This is a genomic window from Microcoleus sp. Pol11C3, from assembly GCF_036701485.1.
Taxonomy (GTDB): domain Bacteria; phylum Cyanobacteriota; class Cyanobacteriia; order Cyanobacteriales; family Microcoleaceae; genus Microcoleus.
On record NZ_JAUBQW010000081.1, the window covers coordinates 1 to 19925 of the forward strand.

The following is a 19925-nucleotide window of genomic DNA, read 5'->3' on the forward strand; positions in this document are numbered from 1 at the left end:
TTCTTGAGTTCCTGACTGAATCTGTTTTGAGTGCTCGTTCTGGTCAGATTTCTCCCTCTCTTCTGCCAGGCTAACCCTGTGAACTTATACACTACTATGTGTACGATCGCGCCTCCAAAACCTGCACCTTTCTATTTAGCAACCAGCCTAAACTCGAAGGGCTACCACTATCATCAATGGAACCCATTTCTTACACCGCAAGAGATGGTTTAACCATTCACGGCTACCTGACAAAACCTGTCGGCGTCGCCACACCCGTACCCGCAGTCTTGCTAGTTCACGGCGGCCCCTGGGCACGCGATACTTGGGGTTACAATCCACAAGCCCAATGGCTAGCAAACCGAGGTTACGCCGTCCTACAAATCAATTTTCGCGGTTCCACCGGCTACGGCAAAGCCTTTCTCAATGCCGGGAATCGCGAATGGGCAGCTAAGATGCACAACGACTTGCTAGATGGGGTTAATTGGCTTGTAGAAACAGGAATTCCCCAACAGGATAAAATTGCGATTATGGGCGGTTCCTACGGCGGTTATGCCGCCTTAGTAGGATTGACTTTTAGTCCCGATGTTTTTGCTTGCGCCGTCGATATTGTCGGGCCAAGCAATTTGATTACGCTGCTGCAAACTATTCCCCCTTACTGGGAACCGATCAAAGCAAGTCTGTATCACCGCGTGGGCAATTTGGAAACAGAACCAGAGTTTTTGAAATTGCGATCGCCCTTATTTTTTGTCGATCGCATCGAGAAACCTTTACTAATCGGCCAAGGTGCCAACGACCCGCGAGTGAAATTAGCAGAAAGCGAGCAAATTGTCAATGCCATGAAGCAAGCCGACAAACCTGTAGAATACGTGCTTTATACAGACGAAGGACACGGATTTGCGCGGCCAGAAAATCGCCTGCACTTTTATGCGATCGCCGAAGAATTCCTCGCCAAATATTTAGGAGGCAGATTTGAACCTGCGGGCAATATTGCCAATCATTCCGGTGTGATAAATCCGCCAACAACTAACAACTGACAAATGACTAAAGTTATTTTTTTAGATGCAGCCGGTACACTATTTGACGTTCGCGGCAGCGTCGGCGAAGTCTACGAAAAACTAGCCAATAGTTTTGGAATAACAGTTAATAGTGAAGACTTAAATGCAGCATTTTCCCAAAGCTTCGCCTCAGCAAGTCCGATGGCATTTCCCGGAAGAGAATTAGCAAAAATTACCCAACTAGAATTTGAATGGTGGCAAGCAGTTGCCGCGAAAGCTTTTCAAATAGCAGGTGTTTTCAACCAATTTTCAGACTTTGCCAAATTCTTTGCCGAACTCTACGCTCATTTTGCCACCGCCGAACCTTGGTTCGTCTATCCCGACGTATTCCCAGCATTAAATAAGTGGCAGCAACAAGGAATTGAATTAGCAGTAGTATCGAATTTCGATTCCCGAATTTATGCCGTATTAAAAGCACTCAATTTAGCTGAATATTTCACATCAGTGACAATTTCTACCGAAGTGGGTGCAGCAAAACCCGATTCTCAAATTTTTACCGCCGCTTTGCAAAAGCACAACTGCATTGCCCAGAATGTGTTGCATATCGGGGACAGCTTCAAAGCAGATTATTGTGGTGCTAAAAATGCGGAATTAAACGCAATTTGGTTGAATCGCCAACAGGAAAAAGTAGAAGCAGGCAAATTGCTTTTAACTGAAACGAAAATAGAACAGTGCAGCAGCCTTGATTATTTGGCATTTTAACTTTACAATTTTAATTAACGTACATAATTTAATAAATCAATTATCTGTAGGATGCGCCGGGCCGCGCACCTTATGGTTATCTGTAGGGTGCGCGCTGTGCACCTTACCGTTATTAACTAACGTACAAAACTTAATACATCAATAGCTTTACTGCTAGAGGGAAAGCGTAGTATCTAATCATGAAAAAAACATCGCTGGCAACTATATTAACAGACACAATCACTGTGTTTTGGGGAGAATGGTTAGATTTGCGAGTCCGAATCTTGCCAGTTGCCGCCGCTGGTTTAGTATCCCCAGTCATTTATATTCTAGCTTTTGGTTTTGGGTTGGGAAGTTCTTTGCCTAAACCTGCAATTGGCGGCAATTATCTAGAATTTATGTTGCCGGGAATGGTAGCACTTTCATCGATGACAGTAAGTTTTACCGGCACAGTATTTTCGATTTGCGGCGAACGCCTTTTTACTAAAACATTTGAGGAATTGCTGTTGCTGCCAGTACACCCACTCGCTTTGCACGCGGGCAAAATGCTAGCAGGAATATTGCGTGGAATGCTGACTTCAGTTTCTGTGATTTTAGTAGCAGTTTTGTTTACTCAAAAGCTCGTCTTTCTGAATCCACTATTTTTGTTAGTGATAATTCTCAACTCCGCTGTATTTGCGGGCTTGGGAGTGATAGTTGGGTTAACCGTAAAATCTCTGGAATCTGTCGGATTGTACAACAATTTTTTGATAACTCCCATGTCATTTTTAGGAGCGACATTTTTCGACCCAGCGTCGCTACCCGTAGCCATGAAAGGCATAGTTTATCTGTTGCCGCTGACTTATGCCAGCATTGGATTGAGAGCTGCTGCTTACGATATGGCAAAGTTTCCTTGGTACAGCATACCTGTTTTGTTAGTGGCTGCGATCGCCTTTTCTTTAATCGGTGCCCGTCAGTTTTCTACCCAGCAAGACTAAAAGAAGCCATTAGTCATTAGTCCTTAGTCCTTAGTCCTTAGTCCTTAGTCCTTAGTCCTTAGTCATTAGTCATTAGTCATTAGTCCAAAAATTAAATAATAGCGGTAAGGTGCACACGGGGCACCCTACATCATAGTAGTTGTGAGTGCAGGAATGTGGTTATTAGTCATTAAGTATAGGCTTAAAAGATATTAGAAAGTAACTTATAAATCAACCGAAAAATAGCTGTTCCAGCGATCGCCCCCAAAGCCCCCAACCATCCCACAAATAACACGCCCGTGATAGCAGAATTCGGATAAAGCGCAACTGCCGCCGTCTGTAAAGCCGGGAAAAACACCAGTAAAGCCAGAGTACCTGCGCCAATAATCAACATCTCAGTCTGTTCGATCGCCCTGCGGTACTGGCCGTAAATCAGACCCCCTACAATCATCCCCAACAATCCGATACCAACGCTGGGAGACAGCGGCAAACTCGTCAGGGCGATCGCCAGCAACCCCCCCTCAAAACCCGTAAACGCCGCCCCTCCCAAAACCTCCCAAATCGAAAAAGCCGCTCTTTGCGAAGATTGCAGATTTCCCCGAGGAGTCGCAGGATCAGGCACAGGAGGCGGCAAAGCCGGTAATGGAGGGGGCTGCGGACTCGGTATCGGAGGCGGCGCCACCACGACTGTAGGTTGTTGAGAATGTTGTTGAGGCCCAGACTTCAGAGCCACTTCCACCTCAGTTGCAGATTGAAAGCGCTGGCTGGGAGCCGGCAATAACATTCGATCAAGAACGTGAGCCAAACGCGAACTTACCTGCACCCGCGAATGCCAATTCCACTCATTTCTGTAACTATCAAACAACTCCGTCGGCTGCAAACCACTCAGCAAAGTAATACAAGTCACACCCAAAGCATACAAATCCGTTGCCGGATAAACTTCTTGCCCGCTCATCTGTTCTGGCGGAGCGTAACCCAAAGAATAAATACCAGTCGAAGCTTTTACACTTCCAACACTTTGTGTTACTTGTTTAACCGCCCCAAAATCTAATAAATAAAGCCGATCATTTTTACCCCGCATAATATTAGCAGGTTTAATATCCCGGTGAATAGAACCGCGAGAGTGAACAAAATCGAGAATTTTCAAAATTTCCCGCAGCACCTCCAACGTCTGGGCCTCCGAAAACTTGCCTTTAACAGCCAGTTCATCCTCCAAATTTTCACCGTCAATAAATTCTTGAACCAGATAGAAAAACTGATCGTTTTTCCCCGCCTGCAAACTCGTAACAGTCAGCTCAAAAAACGCCAGCAAACTCGGAATTTGCGAATGTTCGTTTCCCAGCTCTTCCAGCACCGCCGCTTCCCGTTCAAACAAAGTTTGAGCGATTTTTAGCTGTGCCGGAGTCAGACTTACCGACGGCTGCAAAAGTTTAGCAACGCACTGCCGCATCGCCGGAGTATAGCGGTCTCTGGCCAAAAACGCCGCCCCAAAACCGCCTTGACCCAATAACCTCATGGGCAAATAGCGGCCGCTCAAAATCATGGGCATCCCGCAAGCGGTGCAAAACTTTTGCTGCACAGTTTTCAGCCGCGAACTGTCATCGAGGTCAGGAAAATAGTTTTGAGGGCGCGGGCAGCCCGGTCGGGTGCAGTAAACTTCCATTTTTGTTTGGTAAGAAGAAGGAAGAGGGAAAAACGAAGAGGGAAAAAGGAAGAGGGAAGAGGGAAGAAAAAGTGATTGTTAAATCAGATTTCGATTTCTCAACTAACCGCGAACTGCTAACTGCCAGCGACCTAAGAGATTAACTTCCCGCCGAGTTGGGAGTTCCTATTTCTATGAATCCCACATCGAGCGCTGGGGGTTCTTTCTTCTCCAAGATGGTCGAATAAGTAGCAAACTGCGGCAAAATTTCATTGCTGAAAGCCTCTGCTGCTTTAGAACGGTAGCGGTTGGGGTTGTAAATCAGCGACAAAATCCGAGTTACCAAAACTTCGTCCATTTGAGATTTGTGCAAGACGCCCATGAGCAACTCTTTTTCGATCGCCGAAACCGAGACAAAAGCAGCTCCCAGTCCCGACTGAACGGCATTTTTAATTGCTTCGATCGAATTTAGTTCCATCTCGATTTTCAGGCGGCGCGTGTCAATGCCGCAGCGAGTCAGTACCTGATCGATTACTTTGCGGATCGTAGACTGCGAATCGAGGGAAATAAACTGCAATTTGTAAAGGTCTTCTTTTTGGATAGTTTCTTGTTGTACCATCGGGTGAGACGGAGGGAGAATCAGAGCCAGTTCGTCCTCAGCGTAAGGAACAATTTCTAAAGCTTCTACAAGTTCCGTAGGAATTTCTCCGCCAACAATTGCCAAATCGATTTGCCCGTTTGCTACACTCCACGCCGTGCGGCGGGTCGAGTGAACGTGAAGTTGTACCGCTACATCCGGGTACTTTTGGCGGAACATTCCGATCATCCGGGGCAGCAAATACGTCCCCGTTGTTTGAGAAGCGCCCACGATCAAAGTACCGCCTTGGAGATTTTGCAAGTCTTCCAGAGCTCGACAAGTTTCCTGGCAAAGCGATAAAATTTTCTCGCCGTAACTCAGCAGCAGGTGTCCGGCTTCGGTCAGTTGAGCCCGCCGCCCCCCCCGGTCAAACAGTGGCACGTCCAACTGTCTCTCTAAGTTTTGCACCTGTAAGCTAACTGCTGGCTGGGATACATAGAGGCTGTCAGCGGCGCGTTTGAAGCTTCCTTCAGAGGCGATCGCCTTGAGAATGCGTAACTGGTCTAAAGTGAAAGGAAGGTCAGACATATATCTAAATTGTCAGTTGTCAGTTGTCAGTTGTCAGTTGACGGTTGACGGTTGACTGTAGGCAGCGAACAGCAAACAGCGAACAGTCAACAGCGAACAGTCAACAGCGAACAGCGAACAGTCAACAGTCAACAGCGAACAGTGAACAGTTAACTGACTGATAACCGCTGAATGCTCCCATAGATACTTTGTGACACAAATTGGCAGAGAATCAATAACTTTTCTTAATATTTGCAATGACGATCGACTTGGCGCTCGACTCCCACTTTGTTATTCTGGGCCTGTTACTGGTTTTTGCGATCGCCCATAGCGGTTTAGCAGCCCTCCGGCCCAAAGGTGAAAAGCTGATCGGGCCGAGACTTTATCGCGTTTTGTTTGCCCTTGTCAGTTTGCCGCTAGCCGTCATTCTGATTGTTTACTTTTTCAACCACCGCTACGACGGTGTGCAGCTTTGGCAAGTACAGGGATTACCCGGAGTTAAACCCGCAGTTTGGATACTTTCGGCAATTTCCTTCCTGTTTCTGTACCCAGCAACTTTCAACCTCCTAGAAATTGCCGCCGTCCAAAAGCCCCAAGTTCACCTCTACGAAGCCGGCATCATTCGCATCACCCGTCACCCGCAAATGGTGGGACAAGTGATTTGGTGCGTCGCCCACACCCTGTGGATTGGCACTAGCTTTACCCTCGTCACTTCCATCGGTTTGGTACTTCACCACCTGTTCGGAGTGTGGCACGGCGACAGGCGACTTCAGGCTCGTTTTGGAGAATCCTTTGAAACCCTCAAATCTCGAACCTCAATTATTCCCTTTTTAGCAATCTTGCAAAAGCGTCAAACCCTTGATTTGCTTGAATTTCTGCGCCCTTCCTACGTGGGTGTAGTCATTTTTACTGGTTTGCTTTGGGAAATTCATCCTTTTTTAATGCGTGTCACTAGGAACATATACTGGTAGCATGATCCCTAGGATAGAAAAAAATTATTAAATTTTGAGGGCTCATGGTGTTGTCGGTTAGCGAACGCACTTTTGCACAAGAGGTGTTTCAAGCCTCTACCCCCGTTTTAGTTCACTTTTCGGCTCCTTGGTGCGGTTTGTGCCGCGCGATCGACCCCACGCTTAAGACTTTTGAGGCACAGTGGGCAGAAAAAGTCAAGCTAGTTGGGGTGAATGCCGATCAATGTTTTAAGTTGGCCCACACTTATCGGCTGACAAGTCTGCCCACGCTGATTTTGTTTGAGGGCGATAAAGTTCGATTTAGATTGGAAGACTACCAAGGGCGCGAGGAACTGCGGCGGACTCTGGATTCCTGGATGCTTGCGGCTCACGTAGCTTCCCCATCTCAACGGCTGCAACTTCAGGAAGTCGCCAACAGGTAACGGTTCCAAGGCATTCGGCTCTTGTGAATGAAGGCCTTCGGCTTTTATGTCGGAAGCAAAAGGCTTTCCCCATTTGTCCATCAACCATCCCACACCAAAATAAATCTCGCCGTCTTGAATGTACAGGACTGTGAGATTTCTCGTTGAGTTTCCGTTTTCACCGGAATAATAATTTTTGGCGTTTAGTACGATCGTCTCGCGCTCAAAAAAGTAGTGCGATCGTCTCGCTCACGATTGCGCTCGGCTATAGAAATACTTAAAGAATTGGATCAAGTATTTTGGCCCAGTCGCGCAGGCGTGTGTCACAATTGTTTACAGTTTTGGCAATATCTAGTAGAAACTTTAAACTACCTATCAGTCATGGAACTGCTTTATCAATACGCTTGGCTGATTCCAGTCCTGCCACTGGCAGGCGCAATGCTAGTAGGTCTAGGCTTAATCACCTTTAATCAGGCAACCAACAAACTCCGACAAGCGAATGCGATCTTAATCGTCTCCGCCCTCGGAGGGTCAATGGTACTCTCCTTCGCATTGCTGTGGAGTCAACTACAGGGCCACGCACCCTACACGCGCACTATTCAGTGGGCTTCTGCTGGCGACTTCTCGCTGAATATGGGCTATATTATCGACCCCCTAACGTCGGTGATGCTGGCGATCGTAACCACGGTCGCCTTTTTGGTGATGATTTACACCGACGGCTACATGGCTCACGATGACGGGTACGTGCGGTTTTACGCCTACCTGAGCATCTTCAGCGCGTCGATGTTGGGTCTGGTAATCAGCCCGAACATCGTTCAGATTTACATTTTTTGGGAACTCGTAGGTATGTGTTCATACCTGCTAGTCGGATTTTGGTACGATCGCAAACCTGCTGCTGACGCTTGCCAAAAAGCTTTTGTCACCAACCGCGTCGGCGACTTCGGCCTGCTGCTGGGCATTCTCGGCATTTACTGGGCCACTGGCAGCTTTGAATTTGAGGTGATGGGCGAACGCCTGCACTCATTAGTCGAATCCGGTGCTCTTTCGGCGACTCTGGCCACAATCTTCGGCGTCCTGATATTTTTGGGGCCAGCAGCCAAATCCGCTCAATTCCCCCTCCACGTCTGGCTACCAGACGCAATGGAAGGCCCGACACCGATTTCGGCCTTAATCCACGCCGCGACAATGGTAGCCGCCGGCGTATTCCTGATCGCTCGGATGTACCCGGTGTTTGAAGGGCTGCCGGCAGTCATGAATTTGATCGCCTGCACCGGCTGTTTTACGGCATTTATGGGTGCTTCGATCGCCATTACCCAAAATGACATCAAAAAAGGCCTCGCCTACTCCACCATCTCCCAACTCGGCTACATGGTGATGGCAATGGGCGTCGGCGCTTACAGTGCCGGACTTTTCCACTTGATGACTCACGCTTACTTCAAAGCAATGCTGTTCCTGTGTTCAGGTTCAGTGATTCACGGGATGGAAGCAGTTGTAGGCCACAACCCCGCTCTCGCTCAAGATATGCGAGTCATGGGCGGCTTGCGGAAATATATGCCGATTACCGCTTCTTGCTTTTTAATCGGAAATTTGGCAATCTGCGGAATTCCGCCGTTTGCTGGTTTTTGGTCAAAAGACGAAATCCTCGCCAGCGCCTTCTCCGCCAATCCCGCTCTGTGGGCTGTTAGCTGGCTGACGGCCGGGATGACCGCGTTTTATATGTTCCGAATGTATTTCAGCACCTTTGAGGGCGAATTCCGGGGCAATGACAGCGCCATCAAGCGGCAACTCTTGCAACCCGGTGTTGTTTTTGGCCCGGGAGCTATGAACGTTAAGGAATTGGCCTCAACTGGCGACAGTCACGATGAGCACGACCATTTGCCTCACGAATCTCCTCTGACAATGGCTCTGCCGTTAGTCTTGCTGGCAGTACCTTCTGTGTTTATCGGTTTTCTCGGTACGCCGTTTGCCAATTATTTCGAGCAGTTTGTTCGCGCTCCTGGCGAGTCTCTCGAAGAAGTTTTGGACCACGCTGCTGAGTTCAATTTGACGGAATTTCTAATCATGGGCGGAAGCTCTGTAGGTATTGCTTTGCTGGGCATTACTTTGGCTTCTCTGATGTATTTGAGCCGTAAAATTGACGCAAGTGCGATCGCCCAAAAAATCAAACCGCTTTACGAGTTCTCCCTCAACAAGTGGTATCTCGACGATATCAACGATTTTCTCTTTGTCAAAGGCAGCCGCCGTTTAGCGCGGCAAGTCATGGAAGTGGATTTGCGAGTCGTCGATGGTGTAGTCAACTTAACAGGGCTTATCACCCTGGTTACGGGCGAAGGTTTGAAATACTTTGAGAGCGGTCGCGCTCAATTTTATGCCCTGATTGTGTTTGTCGCCGTTCTGGGTTTTGCGATCGTTTCTGGAGTCAGTTAAATCGGTAGGGACACGGCATGGTTCCAAGCGTGTCAACTTAATGTCAAACCGACCGTATCTCTTGTTTGTCTCGAAGTCTAGATCCCCCCTAACCCCCCTTGATAAAGGGGGAACAAGAGTATTCTCTCAAAGTCCCCCTTCTTAAGGGGGATTTAGGGGGATCTGAACTGGGCGAGCAACGAAAGATACAAAGGTTTTTATGGTTAATTTTTCAGGCTTTGGGCATTGCCGTATCCCCACTAGGAGATATTTTTAGAAATGATATTGGGTTAATAAATCACAATTGACAATTAGCAAATAGAAATAAATCTTTCATTAAATTTAACTGTTGCGATCGCATAATTTGTCCAAATAATAGCAAAAAAATTTGTTCCGTCTAAAGAAAGTATAAAATTTAGGGCAAAATTGGCAAAATGTGTTTAAACCTAATAACTGATGGATCATTTTAAAACGCAATGGATACAGCTAACTTTCCCTGGTTAACAACAACAATTCTGTTTCCCATTGCTGCGTCCTTGCTGATTCCTTTAATTCCCGATAAGGATGGCAAGACGGTGCGGTGGTATGCCCTAATTGTGGGTTTGATCGATTTTGCCCTACTTGTTTACGCTTTTTACACTCAGTACGACTTCAGCAATCCAGATTTGCAACTGGTAGAAAGCTATACTTGGGTGCAGCAACTCGATTTAAATTGGTCGGTTGGTGCTGACGGTTTATCTATGCCCCTGATTTTGCTGACTGGTTTTATTACTACGCTGGCTACTTTAGCTGCTTGGCCTGTCACATTTAAACCGAAGCTTTTTTACTTTTTGATGCTGACAATGTACGGCGGCCAAATCGCAGTTTTTGCCGTGCAGGATATGTTGCTGTTTTTCCTGGTTTGGGAACTGGAATTAGTCCCGATTTACCTGATTTTGTCAATCTGGGGCGGCAAGAAGCGCCTCTACGCAGCAACTAAGTTTATCCTGTACACCGCAGGCGGTTCGCTGTTTATTTTGCTTGGCGGGCTGACGATGGCGTTTTACGGCGATACGGTGACTTTCGATATGCGGGCGATCGCAGCTAAAGATTACGCCCCCAATGTAGAATTGATCCTGTATACAGGTTTCTTAATAGCTTACGGTGTCAAACTGCCAATTTTTCCGCTGCACACTTGGCTCCCTGACGCTCACGGCGAAGCAACCGCACCCGCCCATATGTTGCTAGCAGGAATTCTGCTAAAAATGGGCGGTTACGCTTTACTGCGGATGAATGCGGGAATGCTCCCAGATGCCCACGCTACCTTCGCACCGATTTTAGTAATTTTGGGTGTGGTAAACATTGTTTACGCAGCATTAACTTCTTTTGCTCAGCGCAATTTGAAGCGGAAAATTGCTTATTCTTCGATTTCGCACATGGGGTTTGTGCTGATTGGGATAGCTTCGTTTACCGATTTGGGAACTAGCGGTGCAATGCTGCAAATGGTTTCCCACGGTTTAATCGGGGCGAGTTTGTTCTTTATGGTAGGATGCACTTACGATCGCACTCACACGCTGATGCTCGACGAAATGGGCGGTGTAGGGCAGAAAATGCGTAAGGTTTTCGCGATGTGGACAGCTTGTTCTATGGCTTCTTTGGCTTTGCCGGGAATGAGCGGTTTTGTAGCAGAATTGATGGTCTTTGTGGGTTTTGCAACGAGCGATGCTTACAATCCTGTATTTAAGGTTTGTGTGGTATTTCTAGCTGCTGTAGGGGTCATTTTGACTCCGATTTATCTGCTGTCGATGCTGCGCGAAATCTTCTACGGGCCTGAGAATAAGGAATTGTCGGAACACGAGGAATTGGTGGATGCGGAACCGCGAGAAGTGTTTATTATTGCGGCTCTGTTAGTGCCGATTATTGGCATTGGTTTGTATCCGAAAATTCTGACTCAGGTTTATGATGCGACTACTGTACAGTTGACTGCAAAATTGCGCGATTCTGTGCCGTCGCTTGTGGCTAAGGCTGCTGCGGATAAAACTGTGTCTCTACGTGCTCCGGCGATCGAACCGAGCAAGTTGTGATTTGAACGAGATTTAGGAATAAAACCCCCAAACCCATTTTAAAACGGGTTTGGGGGTTTTATATTTTTTTCGCGACAAAGCAGGGAAACTTTTGCTGTCAAGCCATTAAAATTTGGGTTGAAAAACAAAGTGAGTATGCGGTATAATTAGCAATCATGGTGGTGAGCGATCGCTTAGCTCAAATTTAGAATTTAACCCCTATATTCAAAGAGGTAAGTTATGTCGCTGCTTCAAAACGCCATTGACTCCATACAGGTGGGTGTTGAAGACTATCTGATGGAGGACGACAGAAGATACCTGTCTGCGGTGAGAAACATTTGCGCTGGAATACTTCTTTTATATAAAGAAAAACTAAAGCGCTTATCGCCACAACAGGAACATGACAACGAAGTTTTAATCAAACAATCGATCAAGCCTATTCGTGGTGACCAAGGTAACATCTTATTTGTTGGAGATGGTGATAAAACAGTAGATGTTCCCACAATTGAGAAAAGATTTAAAAGCCTGAAAATAGAATATGAGTGGAGCAGATTTAAAGAACTCACTAAGCTCCGCAATAATATAGAACATTACTATACAGATAAGTCGTCTAGCGCAGTTCGTGAAGTCATTGTCAAGTCATTTCTTATAATTCAAGATTTCATTAGTCGATATTTAGAGGAAGAACCGTTTAACCTTCTTGGTGAAGAGTGCTGGCAAACTCTATTAGAAACAGAAGAGGTGTACAAAGCCGAAGAGGAAAATTGTAGACAATCCTGGGAGAAATTGGGATTTAAAGGCTCGGTGTTAGAGCATATAGTAGAAAATATTAGATGTCCAGTCTGCCACTCAAATTTAATCAAAGCTCAAGATAAATCTAATATTTTTCCCTCTTTGAGTTGTAGCTCATGTAATGAGTCTTTTGAGCCTGAAGCTGAAGGGGGTTGGGCTGACTGTAACGATTGTGAAACGAAGTCATCTGTAGTAGAATTAGGGGAGAAATGGATTTGCTTTTCTTGCCATAAAGTCCACAACTATAAGGATGTAGGCGACTGTCAATACTGTGGTACATTTATTGCTGGAAATTTAGAAGATACTTTTTTATCAGGTTGCTTAATGTGTGAAGGTCAAATGGGACATTACATGAATTCAAAAGCATACGATTAAGTGTCCCCAGTGGACACGGCATAATAACGCCTATGCACCCGACCGTTTAGAAGTAATCTGTTGACTACGAGAGATGACCTGCGGCGGGTGATGGGTACCGTTGTGCCACTTCGTTTCTACGCAAAAGAGGTATGATATCCATAACAGGATCAAAAGTTACAAAAAAGAGGGAATGTATGCAAACAATCCTTTTGAGTCGTGAAGAAGTCGCGCGTCGTGCGAAACATTTGTATGAGAGCACCATCCGCCAAAAAATTGAAATAGAAGAGAATATTGGCAAGATGGTCATCATTGATATAGAAACAGGTGACTACGAAGTTGATAAAACTGGGCTAAAAGCCGCACGTAGTCTGATGGCAAAGCATCCGTATGCTCGACTTTTTGGCATTCGTATTGGTTACAATGTGGCTGCTTCGTTGGGTGGTGTAATGGAGCGTGTCAACAAGTGATTTCTGGTATTGTGACCGATCGGCACGCGATCGTCGCGTTGACGTTTCTCCTCCCAAGCGGCTCTACTTTCCCGATCGAGTTTGTCATAGATACGGGCTTCACTGACTACCTATGTTTGCCACCGGAGGCAGTTACCTTACTGGGGTTGCCGTTCCTGTACGATCTGCCTGTAAACTTAGCAGATAACAGTGAAGTCCTAGTAGCAGTTCACGAAGCAATCATCCTTTGGGACGGGGAAGAACGAGAAGTTCGTGTATTTGCTACAGGGCGAAGGCCTCTGATTGGAACTGCTTTGCTGGACGAGCAAGAACTTGTGATTCAGTTCACTGAGGGGGGTTAGTGACGATTGATGAGTTGTAGTTTCCAACGCCCGATCGCAATACCGAATACTTCAAAATTACCATTAGGTCGATCGCTCTCTTAGTTTCTAGCCTGATTATTCTGCGAAGAGTGCGATCTTTGGAAAGGGCGATCGCGCTTCTAAGATTGTTACGGCTTGATATCGAGCAGTTGGCGGTAATTGACACCCTGATTGATTATTGTACCGCCTCAGATTGTTTGAGGGCTGCACTGAACCCGAAGTGGTTAAGATTCAGCAGGGCTCGGGAATCCTGAAATTTTCTGTTCCCGAATGGGGATCTGAATCACAAACTCAGTGCCTGAGCCAGGTGTAGAACAACACTTGATTGTACCGCGATGTTTTTCAGTAATGATGTGATAACTAATCGACATCCCCAAACCCGTACCTTTACCGATGGGTTTGGTCGTGAAAAAGGGGTCAAAAATGCGCTGCTTCACTGGGTCTGACATACCGATGCCGTTGTCAGCGATCGCCACCTCCACCCATTGATTGTCGATCGCAGAAGTCCGAATCGTAATCTGGTTCGGGGTGTCTTTAAGCTCCTGATAGGAGCGTTTGCTATTCATCTCATCTAGGGCATCCAGGGCATTGACCAAAATATTCATGAATACCTGATTGAGTTGTCCGGGGAAACATTCCACCTTGGGCAATTTGCCATAGTCTTTGATCGTTACCACGCCTGGACAGTCTGGTTTATCTTTGAGCCGGTGTTGCAAAATCAGCAATGTACTTTCAATTCCCTCATGAATATCAACATCTTTGAAGTCTGCTTCATCCATGCGAGAAAAATTTCGCAACGAGACGACAATACCGCGAATTCGCTCAGTTCCTATCCTTATAGATGAAATTATCTTTTGGATATCTTCAGTGAGGAATTCCAAATCGATTTCCTCTGCCATTGCTTGCACGTCTGGATCGTTGCTCGGATGGCGCAGTTGATAGAGTTCTATCATCTGCAGCAGATTTTGGGTATATTCATCCAGGTGGGTGAGATTACCGTGGATGAAGTTGACCGGGTTATTGATTTCATGGGCAATTCCCGCAACCAACTGTCCCAAGCTAGACATTTTTTCGCTTTGGATAACTTGCATCTGGGCTTTTTTCAGTTCGTTTAGGGTCGTCTCTAGTTCTTTAGCTTGCGCCGTCGAGGAGATGGCTAGTTCTTCGATCGCAGCAACCTGGGGCAGACTTGTCCAGCAAGCAATCGCCACTCCCACAAATGCCAGCGTCATCAACACAATAATCAGCAGATAGGGATTGTTGGTTCCGGCTTCTACCCGCAGCCAGGAGCGAATCAGCCAACTGATCGTCGCTGTACCACAAATCAGCGCAATCAAAATTGCGACCTGAAGCACCACAAAGTATTCGTTTTTAGGAGGAGTTACTGGCTTGGTATGGAGTCGATCCCACCACGGTAAATGCAAATACGCCCAAGGAATCCGCAGAATCGCAGCGTCGATCGCTATCACTACTAACGGCAACAGCAATCCGAGACAAAAATCCATCCATCCCCAGGCAACACCACCCACCATCAGGGAAATGAACTCCACCACCAGCAATGCTAAGGATAGTCGGCCCCAACGCACGACTGGATCGTTGCGCTGCATCCACAGCCCCAAGTGCAACCCCATGATAGAAATGAAAAAACTCACCCCTGACACCACAACAATTCGAGTGGTGTTGCCCCATACTAAAAACCCTAAACTACAGATAAAGGTTAGCAACAGCGCCGGTTCTAGGGCACCCCGACGGGACACTGCGCCAAACACGGGAGACAACAGCCCATCCTGCGCGAGTTGGAAAAGGATGCGGGGTGTATTGCAAACGCTAGTCGCAGATCCCAACAAACAGCTAGCGGCAACCAGCAATGTGACTATGACAGGGGCAGCGTCTCCCCAGAAAGGCTTGGCAGCCATCAGGAATTTGTCGTACAAATTGCCTTCTAAACCGGCAGCGGTTGCCAACTGCACCAACACTAAAGTGCCACCTACAAACACCAGAGGCATGAACCAGGCAACCCAAGACAGCGCCTTGAGGGTGTCTTTTGGGTGGAGACTGTCTGCTACAAAGGATGAAGCTGTATCGCAGCCATAGAAGCTATAAGCGGCAAACAAGAACCATTTCAGCCAGTCATGGACGCTGAGGGCATCAATGCTACTGGGCAAGAGTCCGGGGCTTTGGGGCGAAAAGGCAAGCCAGCCTAAACCCTGAACGCAGAAGAGGAGTAAAAAGCCGATCGAAGGAAAGATAAAAAAGAGGTGCAGAATGGCGACGGCGCGGGTGCCACTGAATGCTAAAAAGTAAGCGATCGCAGTAAAACCGATCTCAAACCCTTTTTCTGGAATATTCAGCCCCATCGGTTCTAAATGGAATTGGATCAAGTCTGTGATGACGATCGCATTAATGGGCGGAAAGGAAACCCACCCCAAGAAGTAGGCAATCCCCAAGTAGCGGGAAAGGGCAGGGTAACGATGGAGCAATCGCGTGATGTAATTTGGTGTTCCCCCAGATACATCTGGATATTTCTCACCCAAACTCTGAACTTGAAGGTTAAACAGAATTCCGACGATAACACCAGGAATCCAGACCAACAGCGATGCGGAGCCAATTTTTGCTTGCATCGACGGCGCTAAGGTAAACCACATCAGATATCCAACTACACTAAACCCCCAAGTTTCCGCAGAGGACATAGTGCGCCGGAGGCGATTCAGAAATGGCACACGATCTATTTCCATAACAAGTAGATAGGGGTAATCCTATTGTGATACAATTGCGATTTTTACACTCAATAAAAAACTAATACCTCGTCTTTCCTTCTAGTGATGAAAATTCTAAGCTCGATCTGATGTAGCGGTGAAAGATTGAGGCAATGAGTTGAGGTTGCTAGCGATCGCACTCTTGATCACAGGGAGCATCTCAATGATAGCAGCTAAGCTAGAAATTGGACTTAGGAGCCAGGAGGAAAGAGTCAGAAGGAAGAAAAAAGGAGGAAGAAGAAGTGTTTTTACAAATATGAGATGCTCCCTGATCAGAACAACTCATTGGAACTGATATCTTGCACCAGTTGCAATAAGTCTTTCACGAGCGGGCTAGAAGAGCAACGGCCCAAAAACAAGTCACTTTTTGTGGAAGAGGCCGAAAAGCCTGTTAAGCGAGAATGGTGAAATATTTCAGTTAAAACTGACTCAAGAGAGTCTTTTCCCTTTGTTTAATGTGCCGTTAGCGATCGCAATACTCAATACCCAATACTTTAAAATTACCATTTGGTCGATCGCTCTTCAATTCGGTGCGATCGCTCTCTTAATTTCTATCCTTATTGTTATACGGAGAGTGCGATCTTTGTCAAGGGCGATCGCACCGAGCAAGTTTTGATTCGATCGCGCTCTAATAGGCAAAAAAGATAGCAAGAAAACCCCCCAATCCAGTTTAAAAATGGGGTTGGGGGGAATTCGTTGAGGCTGGCAAGCATACTCATCCGGCTGATATCGTTACCGATCGCGATATTGGACGGAATTTTCCTCTGTGAATGAACCGTTGATTGCAGCGTCCCCGGAACCGCCAGAGCAACGAACCCCTCAACTCCCGGAAGCGATTCGCATCGCAATATCGGCCTTGTGTAGAAGTTCTAACTATATTTGCCTGCCGATGAATCGGGGAATTCTTATGTGCGGGAATCAGTGACGATTTCTTGATTTTGGTTAGATTTGGTAATGAATTATAAGCGAGGAGAAGAGTTCTATTTTACATTTGTTTTGGGCGTTTTTTCAGGGAATGACATCCACAAAAGTTCTTGCTATTATCGACGAACAAGAGCGTGGAGGCTGCATAGATGACTGGCAAAGCTCAGACCGGGACTAGACAATTATTGCGTAGGTGTTGGCTGACCTTAAGGAAATGGCGATCGCTCAGTGTCCTCTGCGTTTTGACACTGGCGGTTAGCCTGATTGTGAATGCTTGTAGCCTTGCACCACAGCAACTAGCTCCTTTGCGCGTTGGCATCACCAGTTGGGCAGGATTTGATATTGTACTTTATGCTCAGGAAGCAGGCTTATTCAAACAGCGCGGATTGGACGTGCAACTCATTCGATTTGAGAATCAACAAGATTCGACTCGCGCTATGCTGCGCGGTACTCTAGACGCGACTTTTGTCTCTTTGTGGGATGTGGTGGAGTCTGATTCGGGTAGGGACAAGCCTGCGGTGCTGATGGTAACAAATATTTCTCATGGGGCTGATGGTATTGTTGCTCAACCTGTAATCAAGTCAGTGGCAAACCTTCGTGGTAAAAGAGTCGGAGCGAAACTCGGAACAGTGAATCATCTGATTTTATTGGAAGCCCTCAAGTTGCACCAGATTAAACCCGAAGAGGTCAAGATTGAAGATATTTCTAACGAAACAGCGGTTGATTTGATGCAGCAGGGACGTTTAGATGCCGCCGTTATCTGGCAACCGCTTCTAGGTGAAACTGCCCAAGCAATCAAGGGGAATATTATTTTTACCACTCAGGAAGTTGATAGTTTAGTTATTGATACTTTGGTTTCTCGGTCAACTATTATTCGCCAGAAAAAAGCTGAACTGAATAAATTTATTATGGCTTGGTTTGATATTATGAGGGCGGTGGAAACAAAGCCTAATCAAGTGTTTCAAAAAGTTGCTCAAAACCTGGGACAGAAGGGTGAGGCTTTTGCTAAAGATTACGCTGGTCTGAAAAAGGGTGACATTGCCATGCAGCAGAAAATGTTGCTGTCTGGTAGGTTGCCAGAGGCGATCGCTCAAATGGCTGAACTATTAAAATCTGACCCCCGTGCCGGACGGATACCGCGTCAGGATGTGGAGATTAATACTGAGCTCGTAACTACAGCGATCAAGGAGTGGCAATTATGACCAAATGGCTGCGTCCCCATAGTTTGTCCCAGCGCTTGCTAGTTAGCGTTGGGTTGTCGATCACCACTGTTGGACTGGCAACCCTCGGACTCAACTATCGGCTGATGCAGTCTGACTTAGAAACGCAAGTTCATAACCGGGCTCAATCGATTACACAATCTCTAGAGTTTTCTACAGAAGGCTTACTAGAGTTAGAGAATAAAAGCATTCTGCGACGGGTTGTGCAAAATTTTGCTACGATGCCCGGTGTGCTGGAAATTGCGATTGTCGATCCATCTGGAATGGCGATCGCCCGCAGTCCTCAGAATACTACTAATCAGCCCTACACTTCGATCTATCCGCAACTGGCGCAAGCGATCGACCAAGCGGCAACCACAAGCGTCGAAGTCACCTACGATATCGTACTAGATGGCAAGCCTGCGATCGCACAAATTCTGCCTTTTAGCAGTACCTTATTTGGCACATCTCAACGACGGGGAGTGGCGATCGCGCTACTCGATCTCAACCAAATGAAGCAAGCGGCCGACAGAACTTTCATTACCTCAACATTGTTATTGCTAGTTGGCATCATCACAATTTTGTTAATCATGGGGATACTCCTTCAGAAGAATGTATTGCAACCCTTGCGGGACTTGACAGAAGCAGTTTCCCACAGTAAAAAAACTGGCATCTTTCCTATGCCAAAGACGATTCCCGCTAACGAAATTCAATTTTTGGCCAGCACATTTGAAGAAGTATTCCGACAATTGGAAATCCACGAGCAACTCACCGCAGAAATAGCTCAACGGAAACAAATAGAAGTCACATTACGCGATAGCGAAGCCAGAGAACGAGACAAATCTCAGCAGCTTGAGCAGGCAATTGAGACTTTAAAACGAACGCAAACCCAACTGATTCAGACAGAAAAAATCTCATCTCTGGGGCAATTAGTTGCAGGAGTAGCCCATGAAATTAACAATCCGGTCGGCTTCATTCATAGCAATCTAATTCATGTACAATATTATGCTGACAGTATATTAAATTTGGTACACTTATATCAAAAGCATTATCCAAACCCAATTGGGGAAATTGAGAAAGAAGCAGAAAATATTGATCTGGATTTTTTGCAAGATGATTTACCTAAAATTTTGAGTTCAATGAGAATTGGTACCGATCGCATTCGCCAGATTGTGCTGTCACTCCGGAATTTTTCCCGAATGGATGAGTCAGAATTTAAAGAAGTTGATATCCATGAAGGAATTGATAGCACGCTGTTAATTTTGCAACATCGTCTCAAAGCGCGACTAGAACATCCAGAAATTAAAGTCATTCGAGACTATGGTGATTTACCGCTAGTTGTGTGTTATGCCGGACAACTTAACCAAGTATTTATGAATGTTTTGGCAAACGCTATTGATGCACTGGAAGAAATAAATATTCAACGGGTAGCTTGCTCGATCGAGAAGCACCCATGTTGTATTAAAATTTGTACCTCGGTGGTATATTCCCAGTGGGTTAAAATTGCGATCGCCGATAATGGCAATGGAATTCCAGAATCAATTCAAACACAGATATTCAATCCATTTTTTACAACAAAGCCTGTAGGGAAGGGAACCGGAATGGGAATGGCGATTAGTTATCAGATTATTACTGAAAAACATGGTGGGACGCTGAGGTGTTTTTCAACGCCAGAAAAAGGCACGGAGTTTGAGATTTGTATTCCTGTTAAGCAGCAGGAGTTGACTCTGGGGAAAGTTTCGGTATAATTAATGCTTCTAATACTGTAAAATGAAATCGTAAATTGTC

At 46.3% G+C, this 19925-nt stretch carries 15 protein-coding genes; 12 read left to right on the forward strand and 3 right to left on the reverse strand.

All coding sequences use genetic code 11. The features are described 5' to 3' along the window. Window positions 1–176: 176 nt before the first annotated feature. The 3 genes from QUA40_RS18155 (at window position 177) to QUA40_RS18165 (ending at window position 2695) form a co-directional block, all read left to right on the forward strand. Entirely contained in the window at window positions 177–1016 is an 840-nt protein-coding gene (locus QUA40_RS18155) for a S9 family peptidase (RefSeq protein WP_333128263.1), read from the forward strand. A 3-nt stretch (window positions 1017–1019) separates the two neighbouring features. Continuing rightward, the gene (locus QUA40_RS18160; RefSeq protein WP_333128265.1) at window positions 1020–1739 is read left to right on the forward strand and encodes an HAD-IA family hydrolase; all 720 of its coding nucleotides are present in this window, start codon (window positions 1020–1022) and stop codon (window positions 1737–1739) included. A 179-nt stretch (window positions 1740–1918) separates the two neighbouring features. Then, complete coding sequence (locus QUA40_RS18165; protein ID WP_333128267.1) at window positions 1919–2695, forward strand: ABC transporter permease; 777 nt, start codon at window positions 1919–1921, stop codon at window positions 2693–2695. 181 nt (window positions 2696–2876) lie between these two features. Here QUA40_RS18165 and QUA40_RS18170 read toward each other — a convergent pair whose 3' ends face one another. After that, on the reverse strand, window positions 2877–4337 hold the full coding sequence (locus QUA40_RS18170) for a serine/threonine-protein kinase (RefSeq protein WP_333128270.1): 1461 nt from the start codon (window positions 4335–4337) through the stop codon (window positions 2877–2879). A gap of 139 nt (window positions 4338–4476) precedes the next feature. Beyond that, window positions 4477–5481, reverse strand: a complete 1005-nt coding sequence (locus QUA40_RS18175) for a LysR family transcriptional regulator (RefSeq protein WP_333128272.1) — start codon at window positions 5479–5481, stop codon at window positions 4477–4479. A 236-nt stretch (window positions 5482–5717) separates the two neighbouring features. On the opposite strand from QUA40_RS18175, the gene QUA40_RS18180 reads away from it, so the two are divergent. The 7 genes from QUA40_RS18180 to QUA40_RS18210 all read left to right on the forward strand — a co-directional run bounded on the left by QUA40_RS18180 (window position 5718) and on the right by QUA40_RS18210 (window position 13237). Further along, window positions 5718–6431, forward strand: a complete 714-nt coding sequence (locus QUA40_RS18180) for an NnrU family protein (protein ID WP_333128274.1) — start codon at window positions 5718–5720, stop codon at window positions 6429–6431. A gap of 44 nt (window positions 6432–6475) precedes the next feature. Further along, window positions 6476–6853, forward strand: a complete 378-nt coding sequence (locus tag QUA40_RS18185) for a thioredoxin family protein (protein WP_006635621.1) — start codon at window positions 6476–6478, stop codon at window positions 6851–6853. 360 nt (window positions 6854–7213) lie between these two features. Then, window positions 7214–9259, forward strand: coding sequence for an NAD(P)H-quinone oxidoreductase subunit 5 (locus tag QUA40_RS18190; RefSeq protein ID WP_333128295.1), 2046 nt, complete (start codon window positions 7214–7216; stop codon window positions 9257–9259). Between the two features lie 455 nt (window positions 9260–9714). Further along, the gene (gene ndhD1, locus QUA40_RS18195) at window positions 9715–11301 is read left to right on the forward strand and encodes a photosynthetic/respiratory NAD(P)H-quinone oxidoreductase subunit D1 (RefSeq protein ID WP_445301163.1); all 1587 of its coding nucleotides are present in this window, start codon (window positions 9715–9717) and stop codon (window positions 11299–11301) included. 219 nt (window positions 11302–11520) lie between these two features. Beyond that, complete coding sequence (locus QUA40_RS18200) at window positions 11521–12447, forward strand: hypothetical protein (RefSeq protein WP_333128276.1); 927 nt, start codon at window positions 11521–11523, stop codon at window positions 12445–12447. Between the two features lie 176 nt (window positions 12448–12623). Continuing rightward, window positions 12624–12896: a hypothetical protein gene (locus QUA40_RS18205; protein WP_333128278.1), complete on the forward strand. Its 273-nt coding sequence runs from the start codon at window positions 12624–12626 to the stop codon at window positions 12894–12896. Beyond that, window positions 12893–13237 (forward strand): clan AA aspartic protease, encoded by a 345-nt coding sequence (locus QUA40_RS18210; protein ID WP_333128280.1) that lies wholly within the window; start codon window positions 12893–12895, stop codon window positions 13235–13237. Before QUA40_RS18205 ends, QUA40_RS18210 begins: the two co-directional genes overlap by 4 nt. A 245-nt stretch (window positions 13238–13482) precedes the next feature. Here the strand turns inward: QUA40_RS18210 and QUA40_RS18215 are convergent, their stop codons facing one another. Beyond that, the gene (locus tag QUA40_RS18215; protein WP_333128282.1) at window positions 13483–15993 is read right to left on the reverse strand and encodes an ATP-binding protein; all 2511 of its coding nucleotides are present in this window, start codon (window positions 15991–15993) and stop codon (window positions 13483–13485) included. 1094 nt (window positions 15994–17087) lie between these two features. Between QUA40_RS18215 and QUA40_RS18220 the strand changes: the two genes are divergently transcribed. Continuing rightward, complete coding sequence (locus QUA40_RS18220; protein WP_333128284.1) at window positions 17088–18140, forward strand: ABC transporter substrate-binding protein; 1053 nt, start codon at window positions 17088–17090, stop codon at window positions 18138–18140. Then, entirely contained in the window at window positions 18137–19885 is a 1749-nt protein-coding gene (locus tag QUA40_RS18225) for an ATP-binding protein (RefSeq protein ID WP_333128286.1), read from the forward strand. The genes QUA40_RS18220 and QUA40_RS18225 overlap by 4 nt, the downstream gene beginning before the upstream one ends. Window positions 19886–19925 lie beyond the last annotated feature (40 nt).